Below are 25094 nucleotides of genomic sequence, written 5' to 3'. Positions count from 1 at the left end.
TCTCGCCCCCTTTACTCCGGGAGTCTTCATGACCACCCGCACCACCCCCGCACGCCCACGACGCGGCAGAGCAGCCGTCGTCGGCGTCACGCTCGCACTGTCGACCATCCTCACGGCAACGACAGTGCAGGCCACACCCACCGTGAACACCCTCCGCCCCTTCAGCGTCAACGCCCCCAACGCCGAGGACCCGGCCAAGACCAGCACCATCCCCCCGGCCCGCCCCCTGGCCGACACCACCCGCAAGGCAGCCGTCACCACCCTGGACCCGCCCCGCTGGCCCCGCCCCGGCCGCGCCAGCGCCCAGCCGACCCCCAGCGGGACCACGATCCGCCCCGGCGGCCTGCCCATCACCCTCACCACACCCACCAGCCCCGGCACAGCGGCCACCACAGCCCCCGTACCCACCGTCGGCATCGAAGTCCTGGACCGCGCCCGCGCCCGCGCGCTCGGCGCCAGCACCCTCCTCAACCTCACCCCGGCCACCACCCCCTCAACCGCCCGGACCACCGTCCGGCTCACCCTCGACTACCGCGCCTTCACCCAGGCCTACGGCGGCGACTACGGCCCCCGCCTGACCCTCTACCAACTCCCAGCCTGCGCCCGCACCGCGACCCCCGGATCCGCCCGCTGCCCCCAGCCCCCCATCCCGCTGCGGGCCCACAACAACTCCGAGACCCGCACCCTCACCACCGACCTCCCCCTCGCCGCCACCGCGTCGCTGCTGGCCATCGCCCCCACCGCCGCCTCCTCCCAGGGCACCTACGCCGCGACCTCGCTCGCGCCCTCCGCGTCCTGGAACGTCTCACCGTCCTCCGGCGGCTTCTCCTGGTCGTATCCGATACGCACCGTCCCCACCCCCGGCGGCCACCAGCCCAAGATCGGCCTGTCGTACTCCTCCCAGAGCGCCGACGGAAAGACCGCCATCACCAACAACCAGGGATCCTGGGCGGGCGAGTCCTTCGCCTACGAACCCGGCTACGTCGAGCGCCAGTACAAGGCGTGCGCCGACGACGGCCACAAGACCTCCGCCGAACTGTGCTGGGCCCACGACAACGCCACCGTCATGCTCAACGGCTCGTCCGGACAGATGATCCGCGACGACACCACCCGCCAGTGGCGCATGACCGGCGACTCCGGCTGGAAGATCGAGAAACTCGACGGAGCCGTCAACGGCGACAACGACGGCGAACACTGGAAGATCACCGCCGACGGCACCGAGTACCACTTCGGCGTCAACCGCCGCCACGGCTGGCGCGCCGACGACCCCGCCACCCCCGGCAAGACCGACCCCGACCCGGAGACCAACTCCGTCTGGACCGTCCCCGTCACCGGCGACGACACCGCCGAACCCTGCAACAAACCCGCCTTCGCCGACTCCTGGTGCCAGCAGGCATGGCGCTGGAACCTCGACTACGTCAAAGACCGCCACGGCAACACCATCTCCTACCTCTACAGCGAGGAACTCAACGCCTACGCCCGCGGCGGCAAGACCGACGTGACCGGCACCCCCTACACCGCCGGCGGCTACCTCCGCCGCGCCGAATACGGACAACGCCACGGCAGCGTCTTCACCGAAGCCGCCCCCGCCCGCGTCCTGTTCACCACCGCCGAACGCTGCGAGACCACCGCCGACTTCGACTGCGCCCCGGCGAAATGGACCGAGGCCAACGCCGCCCGCTGGCCCGACACCCCCTACGACCGCTACTGCGCCACCACGGCCAAGTGCAAGCTCACCCAGGCCACCCCCTCGTTCTTCACCCGCAAGAAGCTCACCGCCATCACCACCCAGGAACGCACCGGCCCGACCTCCACCGACGGCGTCACCCCGTACGCGAGCGTCGACACCTGGCACCTCAAGCACCTGTTCACCGACAACGGCGACAGCTCCAAGACCCTGTGGCTCTCCGAGATCCAGCACGAAGGCCGCGGCAACGGCGGCAGCATCAAACTCCCCTCCGTCCAGCTCACCGGAAGGAAACTCGACAACCGCGTCGACGAGATCGGCAACAACCTCTCCCCGATCAAGCGGTTCCGCCTCCACACCGTGCTGAGCGAATCCGGCGCACAGCTCGACATCACCTACAAGAACGCCGACTGCGCCGTCGGCTCCCTCCCCGCCCCGGGTGCCTCCACCAAGCGCTGCTACCCCGTTGTCTGGGCCCCGCCCGGCGCCGTGGAACCCCTCACCGACTGGTTCCACAAGTACGTCGTCGCCTCGGTCCAGCAGTCCGACCGCACCGGCAAAAGCGACCCCATGGTCACCCACTACACCTACGGCAAGGAACTCGGGGCCAGCGAGAAGGGCGCCGCCTGGCGCAAGACCAAGCCCGACGGCATCACCGACCCCACGTTCCTCACCTGGGGCCAGTGGCAAGGCTACGAAAAAGTCTCCGTCACCAACGGCGACGGACAGAACCAGACGTCCCGCGTGGACTACACCTACCTCCAGGGCACCCACGGCGACGCCCTGCCCGGCGGCGGCACCCGCGACGTGACCGTCAGCGACAGCGCCGGAGGAAGCCACCAGGACCTGGAGGAGTACACCGGCTTCGAACTGGAGAAAGCCGTCTACCAGGGGACCACGGTCCAGTCCAAGGTCATCTCCGCTCCCTGGCGCCATGTCACCGGCACCCAGACCCGCACCTGGGACGGCAAAGACGTCATCCTCACGGCGAGCGCCGTCCGCACCCAGACCACCCGCACCTTCACCGCCCTGCGCCCTGAGACCGACACCTCACCCCGGTGGCGCGAGTCCCGCACCGAGAACACGCTGGACACCACCCCGGGCGCCGCGGGCCGCATCACCCGCGTCAACAACCTCGGCGAACCCTCCACCCCCGCCGACGACCAGTGCGTCCGCACCGACTACGCGGACAACCCCGCCCTCAACCTCTTCAGCCTGACCGAACGCGTCGAAACCGTCAGCGTCCACTGCGGCGCCACCCCCAACCGGGCCACCCAGGTCATCAGCGACCAGCGCACCCACTACGACGGCGCCGCCTTCGGCGCCACCCCCACCCGCGGCCTGGCCACCCGCACCGACGTCCTCACCACCCACGACGGCACCACACCCACCTACGACACCACCGGCACCACCACCTACGACTCCTACGCCCGTCCGCTCACCCAGACCGACCCGGCCGGAGCCACCACCACCCTCACCTACACCGAAGCCCACGGACTGATCTCCAAGTCCACCTCCAAAAACCACCTCGGCCACCTCACCACCACCGAATACGAGCCCGCCTGGGGCCAGTCCACAGCCCAGATTGACCCCAACAACCGCCGCACCGACCTCGCATTCGACGCCCTCGGACGCCTCACCGCCGTCTGGCTCCCCGACCGCGCCAAGGGCACCGCCGACCCCAGCATCAAATACGGCTACCTCATCCGCCAGAACGAAGTCTCCGCCGTCAAGACCGAGAAGATCGGCAACGCCGGAACCTACAACCCACCCGAGTACCAGCTCTTCGACGCCCTGCTGCGCCCCCGCCAGCATCAGACCGAAGGCCCCAACGGCACCCGGATGATGGCCGACACCTGGTACAACGGCCTCGGCAAGGTCGCCAAGACCAACACCACCTACAACGCGCTCGGCGCCCCGTCCGACAAACTGCAGGCCACGCCCGATGGCGAGGTCGGCGCCCAGACGCTGAACCTCTACGACAGCATGGCGCGGCCCACCGCCGAGATCTTCGCCATCGCCGGACACGAACAGTGGCGCACCACGACCCTCTACGACTCCACCACCGAGGGCAACCGCGTCCACACCGACCCGCCCCAGGGAGCCGTCCCGACCACCGCCATCCACAACGAGAAGGGGCAGCTCGTCGAGCTGCGGCACTTCGACGGCGCCGCCCCCGTCGTCAGCGGCCCTCTCGGGGAACACACCCGCACCACTTACACGTACCGGCCCGGCGGCCAGCTCGCCACCGTGACCGACACCGAGAACAACGTCTGGACCTACGCGTACGACCAGCGCGGCCGCAAGGTCAAGTCCGTCGACCCCGACGCGGGCACCTCCACCATCACCTACGACAACGCCGACCGGCCCGTCACGGCGACCGACGGCCGCAAGAAGTCGGTCACCACGACTTATGACGTCCTGGGCCGCCCCCTCACGACTCACGACGGCACCAGCGCCACCGGCCGCAAACTCACCGAGCGCAAGTACGACCGGGCCGGAGCCCTCGGCCACCCCTACGCCTCCTACCGCTACGTCGACACCACTCACTACTTCGCCTCGATCATCACCGGCTTCGACACCTCCTACCGGCCCACCGGGACCAACGTCTCCGTCCCGGCGACCGAAGGCGCCCTCAAGGGCCTGTACGGGTTCGCCACCCGTTACAACAAGGACGGAACCCTCGCCTCCACGACCGTCCCCGGCGTCGGCGGACTGCCCCAGGAGACCCTCGCCACCACGTACGACAGCCTGCAACGGCCCCTCAGCCTGTCCTCCGCGGCCGCCAGCTATGTCACCAACACGGCCTGGACACCCACCAGCAAGCTCTCGACCCTGACCCTGAGCACCGGTGCCAACCAGTCCCAGCAGCACTTCTTCTACGAGAAGGGCACCGACCGCGTCACCCGCCAGGTCGTGACAGCTGACGGCCTCACCCGCGCGGCCAAGGACACCCACACCTCCTACGACCAGTCCGGCAACATCCTCTCCATCGCCGACACCGCGGCCACCACCAGCACCACGATCGACGTCCAGTGCTACACCTACGACGGCCAGCGCCGTCTCACCGAGGCATGGACCCCCCGCGCCACCGCCACCACGGCCACCGGCTCCGGCACCGTCGGCATGACCACCCCCGAGTACAACGGCACCACCCCCACCGCCTGCACGACGGCCAAGCCCGGTATCAACCCGCTCGGCGGCCCCGCCCCGTACTGGACCTCCTACACCTTCGACAAGATCGGCAACCGGGTCACCGAAGTCCGCCACGACCCCGGCCGCGTAGCCGCCAAGGACACCACCCGCACCTACACCGCCGGCGACGCCAACGGCAACGGAACCAAGAACGAACCCGGCGACGGCGGCCCCCACGCCATCAACAAAGTCACCGAGAGCAAGCCGACCGGCGTCCAGCAGTCCCTCTACACCTACGACGCCGCCGGAAACACCCGCACACGGACCCTCAGCGGCGACGACCAGACCCTGACCTGGAACTCCGAAGGCAAAGTCGCCTCCATCACCGAACCCGACGACCCCACCACCCCCGACAAGGACGAATCCTCCACCAGCACCTTCCTCTACGACGCCGACGGCAACCGGATCAAACGCACCGACCCCACCGGCACCACGCTCTACCTGCCCGGCGGCACCGAACTCCACCTCCCCGCCACCGCTGGCGCCCAGCCCCAGGGCACCCGGTACTACACCCACGCGGGCCAGACCGTCGCCGTCCGCACCGAGGCCACCAAGGTCTCCTTCATCTCCTCCGACCGCCACGGCACCGGCGACCTCACCATCGACGCCACCACGACCAGCGCCGTCACCCAGCGCCGCCTCGACCCCTACGGCAACCCCCGCACCGGCACCACCGGAACGTGGCCCGGCCAGAAAGGCTTCGTCGGCGGCACGATCGACACCGCCACCGGCCTGACCAACATCGGTGCCCGCCAGTACGACGCCGCCCTGGGCCGGTTCATCTCCGTCGACCCGCTCATCGACATCCAAGATGCGCAGCAGATGAACGGGTACGCCTACGCGAACAACAACCCGACCTCCTTCTCGGACCCCACCGGCCTCATCCTCGGCTGCGGCGGATCAGCCCCCGACTGCCCCACCAACAAGAGCAACCCCCCGGGACAGAGCAGCCCCGGGAAAAACGTAAGCCAAGCCGAATCCAACGTCGGCGTCGCCGAGTACACCCACAAGAAGGCCCGCCAGAGCGTCGTCACCGCAGTCAGAAAGCTCGTCAAGATCCTCAAGGACGAGCTCGGCGTCAACGCCGCCATGGACTGCATCTCAAGCGGTGACGTCTCCTCCTGCGGCGAGACCTTCCTCAACATCGCCGGCAGCTTCGCCGGCGGCCTGGCAGGCAAGGCCCTCATCAAATACGGACCGCCAACACAGTGGGCCAACGTGGGCAAACTGGCCAAGCGAGTCAACGGACTTCTCGACGACATCGTCTCAGGCGTCAAGGAAACCTGGGACGCCTCCCAAAGACTCAACAGGGCACGCGATAAGTACGCGGCCGCTCTGGCCAGATACAAGAAGGCTCAGAAGACGGGGGACCGCTGCCACAGCTTCCTGCCCGGCACCTTAGTACTTCTCGCCGACGGAACCCGAAAGCCGATCGAGGACGTCAGGCCAGGCGAACGCGTCGTCACCACCGACCCCAAGACGGGGAAGGAGACCACCCGCACCGTCGTCGGCACCATCGTCACCGAGGACGACAAACACTTCGTCGACCTCACCATCCGCGCCGACGGCAGGTCCTCCTCCCTCATCTCCACCACGACACAGCCCTTCTGGATCGCGTCGAAGCGACAGTGGGTCGAGGCCGGAGACCTGAAGCCGGGCTCGCTCCTGACCACTCCTCAGGGCGCGACCGCCCTGGTCGAAGAAACCCAGAGCTTCGAAAAGCGGCAGCGCACATACGATCTGACGATCGCGCACCTCCACGCGTACTATGTGCTGACGGGCTCCACTCCAGTCCTGGTCCATAATGTAAACGAAAGCGATCTCTGTAATTTGACACTCGGGCCCAACTTGAGAGGTCAGAGAGCGGAGGGGGTTAACGCCGAGCGAGGAGATACCGTTCTCGCTCATGAACAGAGAATGGTCAACGAGTTCGGGGACCGGAATGGTTGCGCTGCTTGTGGTGCGGATGAATCTGGTTACAGGGACGGGCACTGGACTGGTGACCATAATCCGCCGAACAGGCTCTCCCCGAATGGTCCATGGACTCTGTATCCGCACTGCAAGGCATGCTCTAAGCAGCAGGGTGGAATCGTGCGAACACTTATCAAGGAGTACTACGACTTCCCCGCGTGGAAGCCGAGACAATAGGTGGATTCAATGATGCTTTTCGCCGCGTGCACGACTAGGTTTGCGCACGGTCTGGTTGTTGCTGCCGCACCCGGGAGCGTTGACGACCATGCAGGCTGGGATGCGGCAGCTGACGTGGTGCACGGTGGTCCGGACTCCTTGTTCATCGCGGTGCAACAAGCCGCCAGTGGTCCGGTATCAGTCCAATGTGTGCAGGGACCTTACCAGCCGAGCGGAAAGGTTCTTGTGTACTCGGGGGGCCTGACTCTCCCTAAGGCATCCCTCGAAATTTCGGATCCAAATGAATCGGTGAGGATGCTGATTCCTGTTCCCAATTCGGCGAATCGGGTCGATGTCTACGGGGATGGCACAGACGAACCCGACGAGGTAGTCATCGTTCTGACGGGCGAAGAGGTCTGGTGATCCAAGCTCTCTGACGATGGCGGTTCGGCCCTGCCAGTCGGGTGTGTGGTCATTGCTGCTTCGTGGGGAAGCCTTCCTGGTTCAGTGGCTCATCACTTGTCCAGCAATTTCAGGAAGCCCCGCCGGATTAATTTCGTGCGGGGCTTCCTGGGGGTTTGATGGAACACTGACGGTGCGTCCGTGAAACTGCGGCTGCGGTAGCCCCGGTCATCGCCCTGGCCGGTGCAGGCTCCGCTTTGGTGGCGTGGCCGCTGTCTGGGCGAGTGGGCCTACCAGCGGACCCTGCCACTCGAACGACGAGTGAACCCGGGCTCTGGCAGACTTCCTCCACACCTGCAGCCACCATCGCAGGCACACCGCACTTGGCGGACGCATACTCATCGCCCGCGTCAACAACCGTGCGAGTCAATACACCTCACTGCCAATCATGCACGAGCTCGTAGCCGCGACCCGGCTTCTCCTCGCCGCCGCAGGCGTCCTGAAGCGCTTCCATTGCCTCATCTTCGTGTGTGGCAAGGACTTGTCTGTGCAAGGTTGCGGGGTGGCGCACGGGGGCAGAGCGATACGAAAAGCCGTCTGGGTAGAGAGGCGGATTGTTGGTGTCATCCGCCGCCCTCCACAGCCTGTCCCGTCCCGTGATGGCCGCTTGCAAGGTGAGGCTTGAGTGCGCGTCGCCGGGGAAGCCTCCGCCTCACCCTCCGCTGCAGCAGGCACTGGTTACCGGCTTGCCGGGCTCCGCACCCAGCGCTTCCTGGTTGGCGGGCGTGGTGACCGATGCCTCGGCTATGAGCGAATGGTCAGTACCACTCACGGGCGCCTTCCAGAATTGCCGCCGCCAGGTCCGCGTCCGAGGCCAGTGTGCTCATGTGGTCCAGGGTGCTGCGGAAGTACGCTACGTCGAGCCAGCCATCCATCGGGGGAGTGCCCCGAGGGAGCAGCACTGCCGAAGATCACCGAGATCGCCGCGAGCTACGGGATCGCCCAGCAAACTGCCCGCGAGGCCATCGTCGAAACGGAGATAGGCCGTGACCACGGAGGGACGGCAACCGGCCCGGGTGTATCCGCGGCGGTCAGGCCGACTGCGGGGTGCTGCGGGGGTGGGAGAGACGGTGGGCGAGCCGGCGCACGGCCCGGTCGCTGTAGGCGGAGCGGATCGTGGCGCTCAGGCGGTGGGCGCGGCGGGAGAGCGCCGCCGCGGCCCCGTGTTCCCGCCGGCTCAGGTGGCCGTGGGCCAGCCACACGGTGTAGAGCACCGTTTCACGCACCCGGCGCGGGTCGCAGTTGGTCAGTGCGGCGCTGATCCGGTGGCTTCCGTGCCGCGGACGCCCCAGGGCGATGTCGAGGCGGCCGGTGATGATCTCCATCTCGTCGGGGGTGAGCCAGTACGCCCAGGCAGGGTCCGGGTCGGTGCCCTCGCGGCGGGCCGCGTAGGCGTCCTGGGCACGCCGGATCGCCTCCTCGGCCTGCCCCCGCTCCCCGGCGACGGTGTGCGCCCAGGCGGCGCGGGCGAGAAGCAGCGCGCGGACCGCGGGGGTCGCGTCCGGGACGGTGTGCCCGAGGGCGTCCAGGCGGGCCAGCGCGGATCGGGTGAGAATGACCGCGTCGCGGCCCAGGCCGTGCTCGGCGAAGTGGTATCCGAGGCTGGAGACCAGCTGCGCGGCCAGGACAGGGGCGTTGGCGGCGTGAGCGGCCTTGATGCCCTGGAGGTGGTAGTGCTCGCAGGCCGGCGTGTCGCCCGCGTCCGCGGCTGACCACCCGGCGAGCTGGCACATCTCGGCCAGGGTCCGCAGCAGATCGCGGCCGACCTCCTCGGTGTGGGAGGCCGTGCGCAACAACGCCGCGGTACGGGCGAGTTCATCACGGACGGCCGGGTACAGGTCCCCGCCCGCAACGGTGTCGTCCGCCCGGTGCAGGTAGCGCAGCCGCGCCCGCACGACGTCCACCTCCGGGCCGCCGATGCGGCGGGACGGCCCGTGCCAGCGGTGGACATGGCCCGGTGGCGGCGGAGTGATCAGCCACTGGTGCACCACACGCACGGCATACGCGCGGGCGCTTCCTGCCATGACCGGCGCGGGTTCCCCGGCCGCGGAACCCTGGCGTGCGCCGAGGCCCGCGGCCAGTTCCTCGCGCTCCGCCGCTCCCCAGATGTCTTTGATCAGGTCCGGGGCGCCCTGCCCGTCGGGGGAGGCGGCGGCCGGTGCCGGGGAAGGGGAGAGGGGCGAGCCCAGGAGGGCGGCGAGGCCGTCCAGGGTGAGGGCGAGCTCGTCCGCCAACGCCCGGCGGACACCGGGCGACGGGACGGAGATTCCCCGCTCCCACCGGGCGACGCTGGAGACATCGACCCGCAGGCGCCGTGCGAGCGACTCCTGGGTGTGGCCGCGGCTGCGGCGCCGGCGCGCAAGGGCGGAGGAAGGCGGCATGCCCGCAGCCTAGCGCCGCACCCGGCACCGACCGGGCGCCGGTCGGGCAAGGCCGTCCCGGCGGTCCACGGCGCGGCACGCGCCCGTGCGGGTGCGCGCCGGGTGACGGGCAGATGCCGGGTTTCCGCCCTGGTCTGCGGCGGCCCGAACCGGTGGACTCGGTGCCGTCCACCCGTTTCCGTACCTCCAGGAAAAGAGCCCCATGCCACTGCTACGCGATCCCGCACTCGCCGACGAGGGCGCCAGCAAGATCGACTTCGCGTACCGCCGGATGCCGGTGCTGCGCGCGCTGGCCGAACGGTGGGCCAGGGAGAAGCCGCTGGCCGGTGCGCGGATCTCCGCCTGCCTGCATGTGACGACCGAGACGGCCAACCTGTGCCGCGCCCTGGTCGCCGGCGGCGCGCAGGTCGCGCTGTGCGCCTCGAACCCGCTGTCGACGAAGGACGATGTCGCCGCGGCCATCCAACGCGACCTGGGCGTCGAGGTGTTCGCCGTCCACGGATGCGACCGCGACACCTACTACCGCCAGATGGCCGGGGCCCTCGACCTGCGCCCGACACTGATCGTGGACGACGGCGCGGACTTGACCGCGGCCATCCACGAGAACCGCCCCGAACTGCTGCCGGACATCATCGGCGGCACCGAGATCACCTCGACCGGGGTGGTACGGATGCGGAACATGGCCGTCGACGGTGCGCTGCGCTACCCCGTACTGCCCACCAACGACGCCGTGACCAAGCATCTCTTCGACAACCGCTTCGGCACCGGGCAGAACACCATCGACGGCCTGCTGCGAGCCACGAACATGCTCTTGGCGGGCGCGACGGTGGTGGTGGCCGGATACGGCTGGTGCGGCCGCGGAGTGGCAGCCCGGGCCCGCGGCATGGGCGCCGAGGTCATCGTCACCGAGATCTCGCCGGTCCGGGCACTGGAGGCGAGGCTGGAGGGCATGCGCGTGCTCCCGATGCGGCAGGCGGCGCCGCTCGCCGACGTGGTGGTCACGACGACCGGCAACCGCGACATCGTCACCATCGCCCACATGCGCCACATGAAGGACGGCGTGGTCATCGCCAACTCCGGCCACTTCGACCTGGAGATCGATGTCGACGGCCTGACCGAGGCGGCCACCCACCGCCAGTACGTGCGCGAACACTGCGTCGCCTACACCCTCCCGCAGGGACACCGCATCCTGCTACTGGCCGAAGGGCGGCTGCTGGGACAGGCCGCGGCGGAAGCCCACCCCGCCGAAGTGATGGACATGACCTTCGCGACCCAGGCCCTCGCGGTCCACCACCTGACCCGGTACGCATCGAACCTCTCCCCAGGGGTCCATCCCATCCCCCGGGCGATCGAAGACGAGGTCGCCTCCGCGAAACTCGACGCGTACGGCATCACCCTCGACGAACTCAGCCCCCGCCAGCGCGACTACCTCGGCTCCTGGCGCATCGGCACCTGATGCACACCCCCACCGAGCACATCACACACATCGTGTGGGACTGGAACGGCACCCTCTTCCACGACGCGGACGCGCTGATCGCCTCCACCATCGAGGCCTTCGCCCGCCTCGGCCTGCCACCACTGACCCCCGAACGCTACCGCGAACTGCACACCCAGCCGATCGACACGTTCTACGACCGGCTGCTGGGCCGCCCCGTTCCACCCGCGCTGCGCACGCAACTGCACACAGCCTTCCACAACGCCTACGCGCACCGCAGACCCGATATCGGCCTCGCCCCCGACGCCCTCGCCGCGCTGCACACGGTGGCACAGACCGGCCGCACGCAATCCGTGCTCTCGATGTATCCCCACGACGCACTCAGCGCGCTGATCGACCACTTCGCGCTGCGCCCGTACCTGGCCCGGGCGGACGGGCAGCAGGGCGCGGACACGGGATACAAACGCGACCATCTGACGGCCCACCTGCACGCCCTCGACCGCGCTCCCGGCAACGCGCTGCTCATCGGCGACAGCGTGGACGACGCGCGCGCGGCGAAGGCCGTCGGTGTCCGTTGCGTCCTCTACGCCAGCGGACTGCACGCCCCCCACGCCCTTCGCGCCGAGGGCGTCCCCGTCGTCCACACCCTGGCGGATGCCCTGACCACCGCGCTCCCGCCCGCCTCATGACGGCCCTTTGACCAAGCCGCGGAGTCCGCCCCCGGCACCCTGCCCGGCAGGGTGCCGGCCTGGACGGTACCGCGCGTACCCCACGTGCCCTGACCGCTGTCGACCTCGACACGGTCCGGGAGGTCCACGTCCCGGCTGCCCGGCCGGGGCCGGATCGCTTCGTGGCGCAGACGCCCGGCCCGTCCCGGTGCGTTCGGGGATCGGGCCAGGGTCAGGCCGGGTTGGTGAGCAGCTTCATCGCGAGCGCATGTGTCTCCGCGTCCGTCTTCTCCGGGCTGCCGGTGCCGAAGGGGGGCTCGGGGTCGTACTCCAGGGCCAGCTCCATGGCACGGCCCACCCGCTCGCCCGCAAGGCGGGCGGCGAGATACAGCCCCATGTCGATTCCGGCGGAGACCCCGGCCGCCGTGATGATCTTGCCGGATTCGACGAAACGCCCGGGTGTATAGATCGCCCCGAATTCCTTGAGACGAGCACGGAAGGCCCAGTAGGTGGTGGCGGGTACGCCACGCAGCAGTCCGGCTGCTCCGAGCATCAGCGAACCGGTGCAGACCGAGGTGGTCCATATGCTGTGCCGGTGGGCCCGGCGAATCCAGTCGAGGACTCGCCCGTCCTCCATGCTGGCCTTCGTGCCGCCGCCTGATATCACCACGATGTCGGGGCGGGGCACCTGGTCGAGGGACTTCGCCGCGGCGATGCCCAGTTCGCCCGTGTCCGTGCGGACCAGGCCGGCTCTGACGGCCACGGTGGTGACCTGTACGCCGGGCACCCGGCAAAGCGCTTCGTAAGGCCCCACCGCGTCCAGGGCGGTGAACCCGTCGAACAGCAGGATCGCCACCTGCACCTGTCCCGGCTTTCGGCTGCCCCCGACGGCCGCCGCTGCCGGAGCTGTGGCCGCCGTGGCGGCGATTCCCACGCCCAGTGTCGCCCCCGCGGCTGTCAGAAACGCCGTGCGGCGGCTGTGCGTCTGGTTGTCGCTCATTCCCCCGGTCCTCTCGCTCGCTCCGTGCCCTGTGCTCCAGGAGTCGGCACGGACCCCGGCCGAGTTCCCGGGTGTGCGTGGGTGATGCTGGAAGAGTGGGGCGGGCGCCGGTGACCTCGACGACCAAAGGCCTCCTCCAGCCCCACCCGACCGCCGCCCCGAACAGCGCCTCAGCGAGGCGCTCGGAGACCAAGCCCGGCGCGAAGCGGGCAACGGCGGCCCCGAGGGCACCGAGCAGCTCAAGCCCCGGATCACCCCCCTCGAACAGCACATCGCCGAGCTGACACTCCACGACCAAGGCGACGGGGGCTCGCCGCCGCCCGCCAGGGCTGACGCGGAGCTCGACTCCCCGGCTTCCGGCCGCGCGCTGCTCCTGCGCCAGGCCCGCTCCGCGCCGGTCCTCCACAGGTGATGCTCCAAGGCCGACGCCAGCACCTGACTGAGGCACAGACTCCACCGAACGATGCCCCCCTGGGGCGAGGTGCGTTCCCGCCCCGGGACCGCTTAGCCTCTACCCGTCCGCCTGGCCTCAGGCGGTTCAAGGGGGAGGGTGTCCATGCAGCAGCGCGGAGCGGGCAGCGGGTTGAAAGTCGCGGCCTGGGTACTTGCGCCACTCGGGCTGCTCCTGGCGCTGGGGAGCATCGGGTACCTCCTCACGCATTACCAGGGGGCCACCGTCGTGAGCGAGGCAATGAAGCCCACGTACGGCCCAGGCGAGCGGCTGGTCATCGAGCGTATCGACGCAGGCGAGATACGCAGGGGCGATGTCGTACTCATCCATGTGCCCGATCGCTATCAGGGCATACCGGCCCTGCAGCGGGTCATCGGGATGGGCGGCGATCATGTGGTGAGCGACGGAAGCCGGATCACGCTGAACGGGAAGCCGGTCGACGAACCGTATGTGATGCGCGGCGAAGTGCTCCCGACAACCGGACCGTACGACGTGAAGGTGCCGGACGGGCGGTTGTTCCTGCTGGGCGACAACCGGGGGAATGCGAACGACTCGCGGTACTTCCTCGACAGACAGTCGGGCAGCGTCGCGGCCTCCGGGGTGCGCGGGCGAGTGCATGAGGGTATCGCCGCGCCGGCGGTATTGGTGGCGCTCGGGGTCCTCGGGATCGTGCTGACCCTGGTCGGGATCGGACTGGGGATCAGAGGATACGCGGCCGGGCAGCGCGCCCGGCGGTCGCCCGCGGCTGTGCCACCGCGGCCCGCGGCCTGAACGATCTTGCGACGGCTCCGGTGAAGCCGGGTGTGACCGCTGCGACAATCTGCTGGAGCCTCCGCCCCGTACATTCTCTGCGTGGCGGAGGCACAGTCGTTCACTGAGAGGTGAGGTACGTGGTGGACTGAACTCGCTGACAGAGCTCGCCGCCGAAGAAGAATGTCGGCGCAGCAGCAGAGACCGTGCGCTCGCAGCGCGTCTTCCACCCCTGCGCACGGCCGGTGAGAGCACCAGGCCCCTCGGTCCCGACCGGCTGGCCGTGGTCAGCGGTGCAGTTGCCCTGCCCCGTCACTCCGACGAGGCGAGGCGGGAACCCCACGTACAGGGGTTGCCCGGTGTCACAGGTCCAGTCATTCTCAAAAGCCGCTCTGGGCGGCGTCCGGCCGGCCGGTGAGGCGCTGGCCGGTACGGCGGACAGTGTGAACAGCGCACCCACAGTGGCGGTCGTGATGCACCGGCTGTACAGGGCACGCTTCCTCCGTTCCGGCGAGATGCGGACAGGCGAGAGATGCGGAGTCATGATCGCCTCCTCGGAGAGTGAACACGCGGCGCGTGCTACACCTCAGCGCACCGCCGAACTCCCCTACCCGAGAGGGAGCACCGGAGTTGCGCCGCAGCAGAAGAGAGGCGCATCCCAAGGTGTCGACGATCAGCGGGCGATCGATGGAGAGACGACCCCTCCTGACCCCGCAGCGCCCTGATCCCCGCCTGCGTCCTCCCGCTCATCGACACCAACGCACGCCAGACCGGGCGTCGGCTGGGTGATCTACGCGGTCCCGCCCCCCTTCGGCGCGGTGCTCGCCGGCATGATCTACCGAGCCTCAGGGAACGCGGCGCAAGCGCTCACGAGGAGGAAGTGCGCGTACGCCCGGGTCTCCTCCTTCGGGTACATCTCCTGGGGCAACACCAGATGCTTCTGTACGGAAACGGCCCTGGGGCCGGGCGCGGCGGTCTGTCAGACGCCGTTCCGGCCCGTCAGGAACAAGCTCGGGCAGCGGGCGGTGAAAATCGCGGTGACGGTGGTGCGGCCGTCTGGGATAACGGGGCGGATACCCAACCGATCCCGTGAGGCCCCCGTGACGATCACCTGGTGCAGACTCGACGTATCCGACTTCCCCCGGTTGGGACAGTGGCTTCAACAGCCCCATGTCGCCCGCTGGTGGCATCACGAGACCTCGCCCGAGGCGGTCCTACGCGACTTCGGTCCGGCGGCCCGGGGCGAGGAACCCTCGGAGAACCTTCTCGTCGCCGTCGACGGAACCCCGGTCGCGCTGGTGCAACGGTCCTGGATCGCCGACTACCCCCAGTACATGGGCGACCTGGCGGCCCAGGCGGAGATTCCCGAACAGGCGATGACACTCGACTACCTGATCGGTGACCCCGCGCTGACGGGCCGGGGCCTTGGCACCCGCATCGTCCGGGCGATCGTCGCCGCCACCTGGACGGACCACCCGGAAGCCACGAGCCTCATCATCCCCGTCCACGCCGCCAACCGCGCCTCCTGGAGGGCACTGGAGAAGGCGGGTCTGCACCGCTACACCGAGGCGTCCCTGGAGCCCGACAACCCCGCCGACGACCGCGCACACGTCGTCTACCGGATCGACCGCCCGGCCCTGTGACCCACCCGGCCGGGACCAGCGCGCCCGTCGCGCGCGCGGCCTGGACGTAGAGTTCGCCGGGCGGCGGATCTCGCTCTGTGAGAGCGATCTGTGGCTCGCCCGGACGAGCAGTGCCGTGGGGATGGAGCTGGCGCAGTGGCGCCGTATCGCCGCGCTCCTTGAGGAAACGCCCGGTACCTGTAGCCCACAGCAGACGATCCGGTGGCCGCCGCCGCAGAAGAGGCGCTCGCCGTCCGGGGGGAGGTTGCCCGCGCCCCTCGGCAACGGGCCGAGGGGCGGTCGCGTCGTCGGAGGTCCGGGGCTATCTCCTCAAGGAGGGCGACGGCGGCCTCTCAAGGTCGCCCTCCTTGGCCTGAGCGCAGCGAACGGTTTACGTTCCCGGGACTCAGCCCAAGCTGTCCGGGATGATGCGGAGCTTCTCCGCGATGCGGGCGAGGGCCTTGTGGTCAGTCGTGCTGAGTGAGTCGAGCACGGTGCGGCGGACGGCGCGCAGGTGCGTGGGCGCCGCCTCACGCACGACATCGAAGCCCGCGTCGGTCAGTTCCGCGAGGGTGTAACGGCCGTCGGCCGGGTCGGGCGTCCGTACGATCCAGCCGCGCTGCTCACAGCGCTTGACCACGTTGGACAGGCGGGAGAGTGATCCGCTCGCGAGGAAGGCCAGCTCTCCCATCCGCAGCTTGCGCCCCGGGGCCTCGGAGAGATGGCTGAGCACGAGGTACTCGAACAGGGTCAGGTTGTGCTCCTGCCGCAGCGGCGACTCCAGTTTGCCGGGCAGCAGCAGGACGAGGGAGATCAGGCCCGTCCACGCCGCTTTCTCCTGTTCGTCCAGCCACCGCAGCTCCTCCTCGTCCTCGCCGCCCATCGCTCTCCCACCTCTCCGGCGAAGCCCGCCGCCACTCAATCACTTTACGCTTGAAGTAACTCCTTGCTAGGGTCACTTTACGCGTGAACTCACACGGAGGCGAAACGCGCCCCCATGCGCAGAGGTACGCGCAGGAAGAGGAGCATCATGAGCACCGTCACCTTCGGCGTCACCCCCGGCTTCGGTGAGAAGCTGCACCAGACCTTCGGCTACAGCGGGGCCGTCCGCGTCGGTGACCGGGTCGAGACCTCCGGCCAGGAAGGGGTGGATGACGACCTGGTCATCCCCGACTCCCTCGAAGACGAGATCATCCAGGCCTTCGACAACGTGGAACGCACCCTCGCCACAGTCGGCGCGACCTGGGAAGACGTCATCCATGTCAACTCGTACCACAAGGTCGCCCCGGGAGATGACGCCATCGGCGACGACCACAACGCGGTCATGGCCGGCCAGTTCCGCCGTCGCCTCGGCGGCCGCGCGCCGATCTGGACCGAGACCGGCGTCACGGTCCTCGGCCTCGCCGCCATGCGCGTGGAGATCCGCGTCACCGCGATCGTCCGCTCCGGAAGCGGTTCCGGAAACTGAACCCCCTGAACCACCGTTCAGACACCGTCTCTGGTGGCCTGACTCGTTCGCTGAACCATGGTGACGGAGCTGGTTGAGCGGAGTTGGTGCCGGATGACTCGTGGGTGCTGTTCCGGTGGGTGGCAGCGCTGAGAGAACAGGCGTCCACACGGCGGGGGCAAGCGGCGAGCGGGTATCACAAGGCCCTGGCCGCAATCAGCCCCCCGACGCCGGGGTCGGAGAGCGGCGCCCCGCCAGCGCCGACGCGACACACCATCACGGCTGCCGCCGGCCGGTGCCGCCTCACTGGCCCGAGAACGCTCCGAAGGAGAGGCCTCCGGCGGCCGCGGGCGGCGGCTTCGGCGGTGGGGGCGCGAGTACGGCCGGTGGTCGACATCGCCTTGGCGGCCGTCGACACCGTGGCCGTGGTGTACGTGATGCGCGGTGCGTTCAAACGCCATCACCTGCTCGCCGAAGCCCGCCGTTGCCTCTCCTACGTCCTTCGCGGCCGCCCGCACGAGCCCGGCCTGGACGAGACGATCGTGCAGACCGTCATCGACGACTACACCCGCCCCGCCGGCCGGGGCCTGATGATGACGGCCGACCTTCACGCCCTGTACCCCCGCGACATCGAGGACCAGGCGGTGCTGCGCACGCTGGCCCGCAACCGGGCACTGCCCCTCTACGCGCGGGCCCGCCTGGCCGCCCGGGCGTTGTCTGCCCGGGTCCACGCGGTGCGCCGCTCGAACGCCTGGGCTCCCGTGCCCGCCCGCACACCGGCGCCGTGCCCGGCGCCCCGCGGTCTCACCTGCGGCCCTCGCGCCCGGACCAGACGACCGGCCGCGCCCAGCAGCAGGGGACCGATGTTGCCGCGCTGGAGCAGACCCGCGCCACGATCGAGGCCGCCGCCCAGATGGCCGTCAGGCTCCAGGACGGCATCGGGGAACGCGCCGCCGCCCACCGCCCCCGGCCGCGACCTGCCCGTCCGGCGCCCGCGCCGTCACACACCCCGCCGCCCGGCGCGCAGCAGACGCCCGGCCGCACCCCCACCGGAGGACTCGCATGATCACACCGGAGAACCCCAGGACCCCGAAGACCCCCGAGATCCCGGGACTGGAGGACGCCCTCGCCCGGGCCCGCGCAGCCTCCGGGGAGACGGCCGCCGCGCTCGACGAGGGAAGGGAGCCCGAGCCCGATGAGCCTGCGGGCTGGCAGCCGATCCGGAAACGGCCCAGGACACCGAAGCCGAAGGCGGCCAAGAAGGCGGAGCTGCGCAAGCAGCGGCGGCGGCTCCCAGACGCCGGACGCCGGCGCCTTGCCGCCGGGCAGTCGCGCCGACCCCGCTCCCGACAGAGCCGGATCGGCAGCGCGGCCGCGCGCCGCGATGCCCGCGCCCTGTCCCGGATACGGCACTCCAACACCTTGCCGGGGTGACGATGCCGGGCATCGTCCACCGAGTGGAGCCGACGATGTTCCGCGTCCAGTGGCAATGCACGACATGGGGTGGAGTCCACTGGGCCCACGCCCTGGTCCTCGACCCCCAGCGGATCTCCCACCTGTGGGCCAAGGACCTGCCGATCGTCACCCACCGGGGACGTCGCCGGCATCCACGACGCCTTGGTCGGCCTCGGAGAGGAACTGGCGCGCCGCCTCTACCTCAACGACAGGGAGCCGGACGCCGCGTCCCGGCTCATCGTCTCGGTGGACAGCGCCTACAGCGCGCTGCGCCAGCTCACCCGCTACTGGGAGACGTCCCGCGGCAAGGACGACCCGCACATGTCCCCGGCCGTCACCGCCCTCGAGGCCGCGCTGTGGACCGGACGCGCCGCCCGTGTCCACATCATCCTCGACGGCATGCCCGCCACTAGCGTCCTCGGGGCCGCGCCGCACGAGCTGTTCGGCACGGTGATCCTGGCCCAGGTCACGGCCAGCACCTGGCAGCGCCTCGCCCCGCTCGCCGGCCCGCGCCGAAGCCGAGCACGCACTCGGGCCGCGGCCACGCCGCCGACGTCGGCGTCCCGCCTGCTGGCCGGGGGAGCCGAGACCGTCGAGCGCGTCATGCGCGACACCGGCCTGTGGACGGCCTTCCGGCCCTCGGCCGGTGACGCATCCGGCCCCATACGGCCCGCACTCCGGCGTGCGAGCGAGCCCCGCGGCCTTGCGTGATGGTCGGCGATGGCCGCCGTCCTGCGGGCATGTCGCTGCGCGCCGCCCACGACGAAACCGGCGTCCTGCCCGGCGTCTGGACGGGCCCGGCTCTGGCCGTGGCCGGGCCTGACGGCCGGGGACGTGGATAGAGCCACGTGCGGGTTTCCCGGTGTGAGCGTGGTGCTGGAGAATGGGCGCGCACCGTCACAAGAGAGTGCACGGGGGATGGGGAGGCCTGGGTGAAATTAGAGGTGCGGGTTGCGTCTGTGGGGGAACTGCGTTCCTTGCAGGGCTGGTTGCGGTCGGACCCTGAGGTGCGCAGATCTGCCACGGTCGGGGTGAGGGGGAGTACGCCGTGCCCGGGGGAGATGGGCGCGGCGATGGATGTGCTTCAGCTGGTGACGGGCAACGGGTGGAGTGCGGCGTCGTTCGTGCTGGCCCTGGTTACGTGGCGGCAGACCCGGCCACAACGGCCGCGGTTGGAGATCCGCCGCGGGGACACGGTCTTCGTTCTTACCGAAAGTTCCAACGAGGAAATCGAGCAGGTGATCCAGGCTTTGAACGCCGACCGTGACGAGGACGGGGAGCGGTGAGTGTACTGCCTGCCCCGGGGGCGTCGCGGGCGGTCCTGGTGGGGACGAGCCACTACCAGCATCTTGAGCAGCTGCCTGCCGTCTCCAACAACCTGCGAGCCCTCAAAGAACTCCTGTCGAGCCCATTGTCGCTGCAACTGCCAGCGCAGCATGTGACCGTCGTCGAGAATCCGGACGCCGCGCTCACCGTGGTGAGGGAGGTGAGACAGGCTGCCGCCGAAGCCACCGACACACTGGTTGTCTACTTCGCCGGGCATGGGCTGATTGATCCACAGGACACGCTCAGCCTGGCGCTGCCCTACACCGAGTTCGGCCGTGTCGAGACTGGTCTGCCCTATGAATGGCTCCGCCAGGTCCTTCTCCTGGACTCCAACGCCAAGCGCCACGTCGTGATCCTGGACTGCTGCTACAGCGGCCTGGCCCTGGGGCGGATGAGCGCATCACCCGGCCTTGCCGACCAAGCCGCCGTGGAAGGCAGCTTTCTCCTCGCTGCCGCAGCCGAGACCCGCACCGCCCTGGCACCCGTCGGGGACACCTACACCGCCTTCACCGGAACCCTGCTCGAAACGCTGAACCATGGGATTCCCGGCGGTCCCGAGCTGCTGGACCTGGGAACCATCTACCGGCATCTGCACCGGACACTGACAGCCCGGGGGCATCCCGTTCCGCAGGCCAGGGACCGTAACAGCGGTGCCCAGGTGGCACTCGGACGCAACCACGCGACTCTTCCCGCATCACAGGCGGCGGCTCCGCCCGGAGCGGAAGCCACCCGACTCCCATGGCCTGACGCGTCTTCGATCCACACCAGGTCGGACTCGGTGCCCGCGCCCCAGACGCAGCCGCGGGAGCAGAGCCACTTCCTCAAGGCCGCGGACGGCCGCTTGGCCGAGGAGACGGACGCCGAGAGCCCACTGGACAACACGCCCATCAGCGCGGACGCTGTGGATCACAGCGGCATGAAACCCGGCGGCGTACGCGTTCGCATAGATCCGCCGCAGCCAGTTGCTGTGGGTCACACCCGAGCACCAGAACCTGCTGCGGACCGCCGCAAGGCGAACTCCAAGAAGTTCGGGAGGAAGAGAACCCTGGTGTGGACCGGTGGGGTACTCGCCTTCCTGCTTGTGGGTGGCAGCACCGTCGGCTACCTCATCTACCAGAACGTCGACGGCAGCATCACGACAGCCTCCACCGACGGGGCCGGGACCGGCGGCTTCAGTAAGGACCGGGCCATCAACGTCCTGGTGATCGGCACGGACAAGCGCGCTGGCAAGGGCAACGAGAGCTATGGGAACGCCGACACCAGCATCCTCTTCCACGTCTCCGAGGACCGCACGAACGCGACCGCGCTGAGCATCCCGAGCAACCTGATAACGGACATCCCAGACTGCCCGACGACCCTGGCGAGCGGCAAGAAAAACATCCCCGGGACCTCCGGCGGACAATTCGGCACCAGCCTCGGGCAGGCCGAGCGCACCCCCAGCTGCACCATGCGGACCGTCACGGAGCTCACCGGCATCCAGCTCGATCACTTCATGGTGGCCGACTTCAACGCAGTCAAGGCGCTGACGACTGCAATCGGGGGCGTGGACATCTGTCTCGCCAAGGACATCAACGACAAGGAATCCCACCTCAAACTGTCCAAGGGCGAGCACACCATTCAAGGTGAGCAGGCTCTGGCCCTTCTGCGCACCCGGCTCTCTGCCGGATCCGGCAGAGACTTGAGCTTCATCGAAATCCAGCAGCTGCTTCTGGGATCGCTGATGCGCAAGCTGAAGTCCAACGACACTCTGACCAGCCCCACCACGATGCGGGAACTGGCGGAGGCGGCCGCAAAGGCGCTCACCGTCGACAACCAGATCGGCGACATCAACCAACTGCGCAAACTGGGTACGGAGCTGTTCTCGGTCAATCCCAAGAACATCACCTTCACCACAGTCCCGGTGGACAAGTCAAAGGCCGTGCAGGTCTTCTCGATGCTACGCAAGGATGTTTCCTTCACAGGGACGAAGGAAGCATCCGAGGAGGAACCCAAGCTCAAGGGCAAGATGGCCGCCGCAGCGGACGTACGGGTTGACGTCTACAACGGTGGCTCCGGTCCTGGCAACGCGCAGACGGTAGTGACCTGGCTGCAGGACAACATGGGCGTGCTGAAGTCCACCAACAAGGTGAACGCGCCAGCGAAGGTGGAGAAGACCCAACTCGTCTACGCGCCCAACCAGGCGGCCCAGGCACGCCGACTGGCCAACATGATGGGCCTGCCGGCCACCGCGATGAAACCGACGACGGACGCAGTTGGGCCGGACCCGATGGTGTTAACCCTGGGCCCTGACTTCACGGAGGCGGGCACCCCGCTCAAGCCCCCGGCCGACATCCAACAGGTCCAGGCGGACAAGGCTGTCTGCGTGCAATAGCCGCGCCTCCTCGTCAGCAGCTACGCCGACATGCACGACCTCGTCGATCACCTGGTCGTGCCCGACGGGGCGCCCGAGGCCGCGGCGACCGTCCCGCGTACGGCACGCGAGCTCCCTGCGCCAGTCGTACTACTGCTACGAGTTCTCCACCGTGGCGGTCCTGCACTCCCTGATCGCGGTGGAGACCGTGCTGCGCCACCGCATTCCCGACGCGGGCACCAAGCCGCTGCACCAGCTCATCAGGCAGGGAGCCGCCGACGGGATCCTGACGGCCCGGCAGGCCGAGTACCTCGACGACGGCCGTAAGATCCGCAACGGGATGGCGCACGGCCGGACCACACACGCGGCGATGCCGCCGGCCATGGCGGCGCCGATGGTGACGACGTCGTTCACGATCGTCTCCGAGCTCTGCGCCGCGACCGCTGGATGATCACGGCCCGGTAACGACGCCGTGTGGGCGTCACACGGAGCCCGGATTTCCCACCTGTAGCAGGTGAATGGCGGGATGGGCCCGCCCCACCTCCAGGAGCACCCCGTGGCGAGCACCGCCGACGAACCTGAGCAGTACCCTGACCGGACCGGAGGGGACCCCTCCACGGGCCCCTCCATCACCCCTCCGCGCCGCGCGCTCAGCGGCTGGACGTTTCCACAGGTCAGACCCGGCGGACAGAGGGTCGGCGCAGCGCCGACAACCTCACGTAGATGGAGCAAGGCGCCCTGAGTACCGGAGGACTTCGACCGGGCCTCGACGCCGGGATCCTGCAGGCCTTGGGGATCTTCCAGAGGGCTACGCCCGACCAGTTGTGGAAGCTGACCCGTCCAGGCAATGGCTGCGTAGGTGAGAGCGGAGAGCGAATGTTGGTGATTCCTGGCAGCGGTTCTCCGTCGAGGGCCCAGGAATGTCGAGAAGTAACAGCATCTGGGAGTGGTGGTGGGTCGGCCGAGTGGGTCAGAGTCCGAATCGACGCTTCCACCAGGGAAGGTTGGGTGCTTCGAAGGGGTTGTTGACCGTACGTCGGAGAATCTGGTCATCTGCTGGCTCGATGACTGCACGTAGCTCACGTCGTGCCTTCGTCTGGAGAGCGTGGAGCGTGAGCTCCAGCAGCGTGCGGATGTGGTACTCGCCGTTCCGCAAGTCGGTGTCGTCGTAGCCGTAGAAGGGAGTGAGGTCGTCCCTTCGCGACCGCCGGACAGTGGAACTCCATCGGCGAAACGCGTGTGCGACCTCGCCTGCGGGGAGCCCACTGATGCGTTCGAACTGTGCGATCTGCCTGTTCGTGGATGCGGACAGCCCTCGGATCACCGGGGCTCGACGGTGCTGGGACCGGTTGGGACGGCGTGGGAGCTGAGCCCTGATCTCGCCCGGTGACCGGCGAGGCATGAACACTTCCAGAGAGGAAGACGGTAGGTCCGTCGACGTTAGACCGCTTCAGAGCCCGAGATCAAGGCTGCGGGAAGCGCTGGCGGCAGATGCTCAGCCAGCCGCGGCTTGTTGTTCTGCGCGGGCGCGGATGGTGGCGAGTCGGTAGGAGTCGTGCCGGTCTCGATGATGTTGCCGCCGAAGGTGAGATGAGACGCAGCAGAGTAGAGACCGCGCCGGGCTCGCAGATCACGCAGGTGCTCGCCACCTGGGCGCTCCCGGCGCAGGCGTGGGAGCAGATCGACGCCGACACCGCCCGGCTCAAGGCCGGGGAGGACAGCGGTTCCCCCCACAGGACGAGCGCTACGTCACCCCGGACGTGGCGTGACCCGCCGGTTCACCGTCCAGTACACCGACCAGGCCCAGGACTCGCTCAACCAGATGTCCTCGACGGTCTGGGCCCGGTTCGAGACGGGGATGGCCCGGCTCGCCGCCGGCCCGGACGGGCACGGCTCCACCCCGGCGAAGGCAGGCCGGGAGGAGGACCGGCGGTCGGCTACCGTCGCCGGGTTCGTGGTCGTCATCACCGCCCTGCACCGGTCCGGGCACCGGTGGAGCACGGCTTCGCCCACCTCAAGAACTGGCGCGTGCTCGGCAAGGTCCGCACCGACCCGGCGTGGGCGACCGCCCTGGTCAGGCCCCTGCGCGTCCTCACAAACCGCGAAGTTTCCCGGTGACCGACGATCTTCACCGAAGTCATCCACCCACGACCACCACGAGCATCCCGAACCCCGCACACACCAGACCCGTGACCAGCAACTTCACGAGGCACACTGCTCAATGGCCGCCCGCTGTCCACAGGAGGCCCCGGCAGGATTCTTGAGCTATGGACATCAGCTCGCCGGGTATCGCCCGGCAAACAAGAAGACGCCGCGCTGCGAACGCCACGGTGCCCTCCTCCAGCCCGAGGAGCGCACCGAGTTCGCGGCCCGGTTCCTGGCCGGCCACCAGGCGCAGATGGCGTTCCTCCTGGCCCGCTACGCCGGCAACGCCTCCCTGGCCGCCGCGCTCTTGGGCACTGGTGCGTACGGTGCGCCGCCACTGCCGTGGGTGGCCGTCACCGCCCGGGCTCCGGCTGCGCCGGGCCCTGCGCCGCCGTGTCGTGGACCTCGTGTGCCCGCGGTGCCTGTCCGATCGTGCGGTGGAACAGGCGAGCCAGGCGAATCGGGAAGCCCGGCGCGCGACCCGACGGCTTCCGGGTGATCCCGGCGGGGTGGATCGCTGACACGCCGGGTGCCCGAGAACCTTCAGCTCCCTCAGAACTCTGAAAGCTTTTCTGCATTATTAATAGTAAAAA

General features: G+C 69.1%; 15 protein-coding genes and 1 pseudogene. 13 read left to right on the top strand and 3 right to left on the bottom strand.

Translation table 11 applies throughout. The features are described 5' to 3' along the window. Window positions 1–28 precede the first annotated feature (28 nt). Window positions 29–7030 (top strand): RHS repeat-associated core domain-containing protein, encoded by a 7002-nt coding sequence (locus tag ACFVIM_RS01250; RefSeq protein ID WP_384297129.1) that lies wholly within the window; start codon window positions 29–31, stop codon window positions 7028–7030. Window positions 7031–8502: 1472 nt separating this feature from the next. Here ACFVIM_RS01250 and ACFVIM_RS01245 read toward each other — a convergent pair. After that, window positions 8503–9852, bottom strand: coding sequence for a multiprotein-bridging factor 1 family protein (locus ACFVIM_RS01245; RefSeq protein WP_384297127.1), 1350 nt, complete (start codon window positions 9850–9852; stop codon window positions 8503–8505). Window positions 9853–10054: 202 nt separating this feature from the next. On the opposite strand from ACFVIM_RS01245, the gene ahcY reads away from it, so the two are divergent. Further along, window positions 10055–11308 (top strand): adenosylhomocysteinase, encoded by a 1254-nt coding sequence (gene ahcY / locus ACFVIM_RS01240; protein WP_384297125.1) that lies wholly within the window; start codon window positions 10055–10057, stop codon window positions 11306–11308. Next, on the top strand, window positions 11308–11976 hold the full coding sequence (locus tag ACFVIM_RS01235) for an HAD family hydrolase (RefSeq protein WP_384297123.1): 669 nt from the start codon (window positions 11308–11310) through the stop codon (window positions 11974–11976). Before ahcY ends, ACFVIM_RS01235 begins: the two co-directional genes overlap by 1 nt. 211 nt (window positions 11977–12187) lie before the next feature. Here the strand turns inward: ACFVIM_RS01235 and ACFVIM_RS01230 are convergent, their stop codons facing one another. Further along, a complete protein-coding gene (locus ACFVIM_RS01230; protein ID WP_384297122.1) occupies window positions 12188–12955 on the bottom strand; it encodes a DJ-1/PfpI family protein in 768 nt (255 codons plus the stop codon). Window positions 12956–13511: 556 nt separating this feature from the next. On the opposite strand from ACFVIM_RS01230, the gene lepB reads away from it, so the two are divergent. Next, the gene (gene lepB / locus ACFVIM_RS01225; protein ID WP_384297121.1) at window positions 13512–14177 is read left to right on the top strand and encodes a signal peptidase I; all 666 of its coding nucleotides are present in this window, start codon (window positions 13512–13514) and stop codon (window positions 14175–14177) included. A 1079-nt stretch (window positions 14178–15256) separates the two neighbouring features. Then, a complete protein-coding gene (locus ACFVIM_RS01220) occupies window positions 15257–15799 on the top strand; it encodes a GNAT family N-acetyltransferase (protein WP_384297119.1) in 543 nt (180 codons plus the stop codon). Between the two features lie 385 nt (window positions 15800–16184). Here the strand turns inward: ACFVIM_RS01220 and ACFVIM_RS01215 are convergent, their stop codons facing one another. Next, window positions 16185–16661 carry a MarR family winged helix-turn-helix transcriptional regulator gene (locus ACFVIM_RS01215; protein WP_384297118.1) on the bottom strand — a complete coding sequence of 159 codons (477 nt, stop codon included), beginning with the start codon at window positions 16659–16661 and terminating at the stop codon, window positions 16185–16187. Window positions 16662–16808: 147 nt separating this feature from the next. On the opposite strand from ACFVIM_RS01215, the gene ACFVIM_RS01210 reads away from it, so the two are divergent. The 8 genes and pseudogenes from ACFVIM_RS01210 to ACFVIM_RS01175 all read left to right on the top strand — a co-directional run. After that, entirely contained in the window at window positions 16809–17246 is a 438-nt protein-coding gene (locus tag ACFVIM_RS01210) for a Rid family hydrolase (protein ID WP_384297116.1), read from the top strand. Between the two features lie 763 nt (window positions 17247–18009). Next, a complete protein-coding gene (locus ACFVIM_RS01205) occupies window positions 18010–18291 on the top strand; it encodes a hypothetical protein (RefSeq protein WP_384297115.1) in 282 nt (93 codons plus the stop codon). Beyond that, window positions 18288–18659 (top strand): hypothetical protein, encoded by a 372-nt coding sequence (locus ACFVIM_RS01200; protein WP_384297113.1) that lies wholly within the window; start codon window positions 18288–18290, stop codon window positions 18657–18659. The genes ACFVIM_RS01205 and ACFVIM_RS01200 overlap by 4 nt, the downstream gene beginning before the upstream one ends. A gap of 183 nt (window positions 18660–18842) precedes the next feature. Then, window positions 18843–19391: a hypothetical protein gene (locus ACFVIM_RS01195; RefSeq protein ID WP_384297112.1), complete on the top strand. Its 549-nt coding sequence runs from the start codon at window positions 18843–18845 to the stop codon at window positions 19389–19391. Window positions 19392–19528: 137 nt separating this feature from the next. Continuing rightward, a complete protein-coding gene (locus ACFVIM_RS01190) occupies window positions 19529–19966 on the top strand; it encodes a hypothetical protein (RefSeq protein WP_384297111.1) in 438 nt (145 codons plus the stop codon). Then, window positions 19963–22377, top strand: a complete 2415-nt coding sequence (locus ACFVIM_RS01185; protein WP_384297109.1) for an LCP family protein — start codon at window positions 19963–19965, stop codon at window positions 22375–22377. Before ACFVIM_RS01190 ends, ACFVIM_RS01185 begins: the two co-directional genes overlap by 4 nt. Window positions 22378–22528: 151 nt before the next feature. Then, complete coding sequence (locus ACFVIM_RS01180) at window positions 22529–22807, top strand: hypothetical protein (RefSeq protein WP_384297108.1); 279 nt, start codon at window positions 22529–22531, stop codon at window positions 22805–22807. A gap of 1523 nt (window positions 22808–24330) precedes the next feature. After that, window positions 24331–24474, top strand: a pseudogene (locus ACFVIM_RS01175) (IS5/IS1182 family transposase); the annotation flags it as partial. Window positions 24475–25094 lie beyond the last annotated feature (620 nt).

The organism is Streptomyces sp. NPDC057638, assembly GCF_042800315.1.
Taxonomy (GTDB): Bacteria; Actinomycetota; Actinomycetes; order Streptomycetales; family Streptomycetaceae; genus Streptomyces.
This window is presented reverse-complemented; position numbering and strand designations above follow the sequence as displayed.

Coding starts and splice junctions, on each gene's coding strand:
- ACFVIM_RS01215 (WP_384297118.1), bottom strand. CDS start 16,661: ATGGGCGGCGAGGACGAGGAGGAGCTGCGGTGGCTGGACGAACAGGAG.
- ACFVIM_RS01235 (WP_384297123.1), top strand. CDS start 11,308: ATGCACACCCCCACCGAGCACATCACACACATCGTGTGGGACTGGAAC.
- lepB (WP_384297121.1), top strand. CDS start 13,512: ATGCAGCAGCGCGGAGCGGGCAGCGGGTTGAAAGTCGCGGCCTGGGTA.
- ACFVIM_RS01250 (WP_384297129.1), top strand. CDS start 29: ATGACCACCCGCACCACCCCCGCACGCCCACGACGCGGCAGAGCAGCC.
- ACFVIM_RS01230 (WP_384297122.1), bottom strand. CDS start 12,955: ATGAGCGACAACCAGACGCACAGCCGCCGCACGGCGTTTCTGACAGCC.
- ACFVIM_RS01210 (WP_384297116.1), top strand. CDS start 16,809: ATGAGCACCGTCACCTTCGGCGTCACCCCCGGCTTCGGTGAGAAGCTG.
- ahcY (WP_384297125.1), top strand. CDS start 10,055: ATGCCACTGCTACGCGATCCCGCACTCGCCGACGAGGGCGCCAGCAAG.
- ACFVIM_RS01245 (WP_384297127.1), bottom strand. CDS start 9,852: ATGCCGCCTTCCTCCGCCCTTGCGCGCCGGCGCCGCAGCCGCGGCCAC.
- ACFVIM_RS01200 (WP_384297113.1), top strand. CDS start 18,288: ATGATCACACCGGAGAACCCCAGGACCCCGAAGACCCCCGAGATCCCG.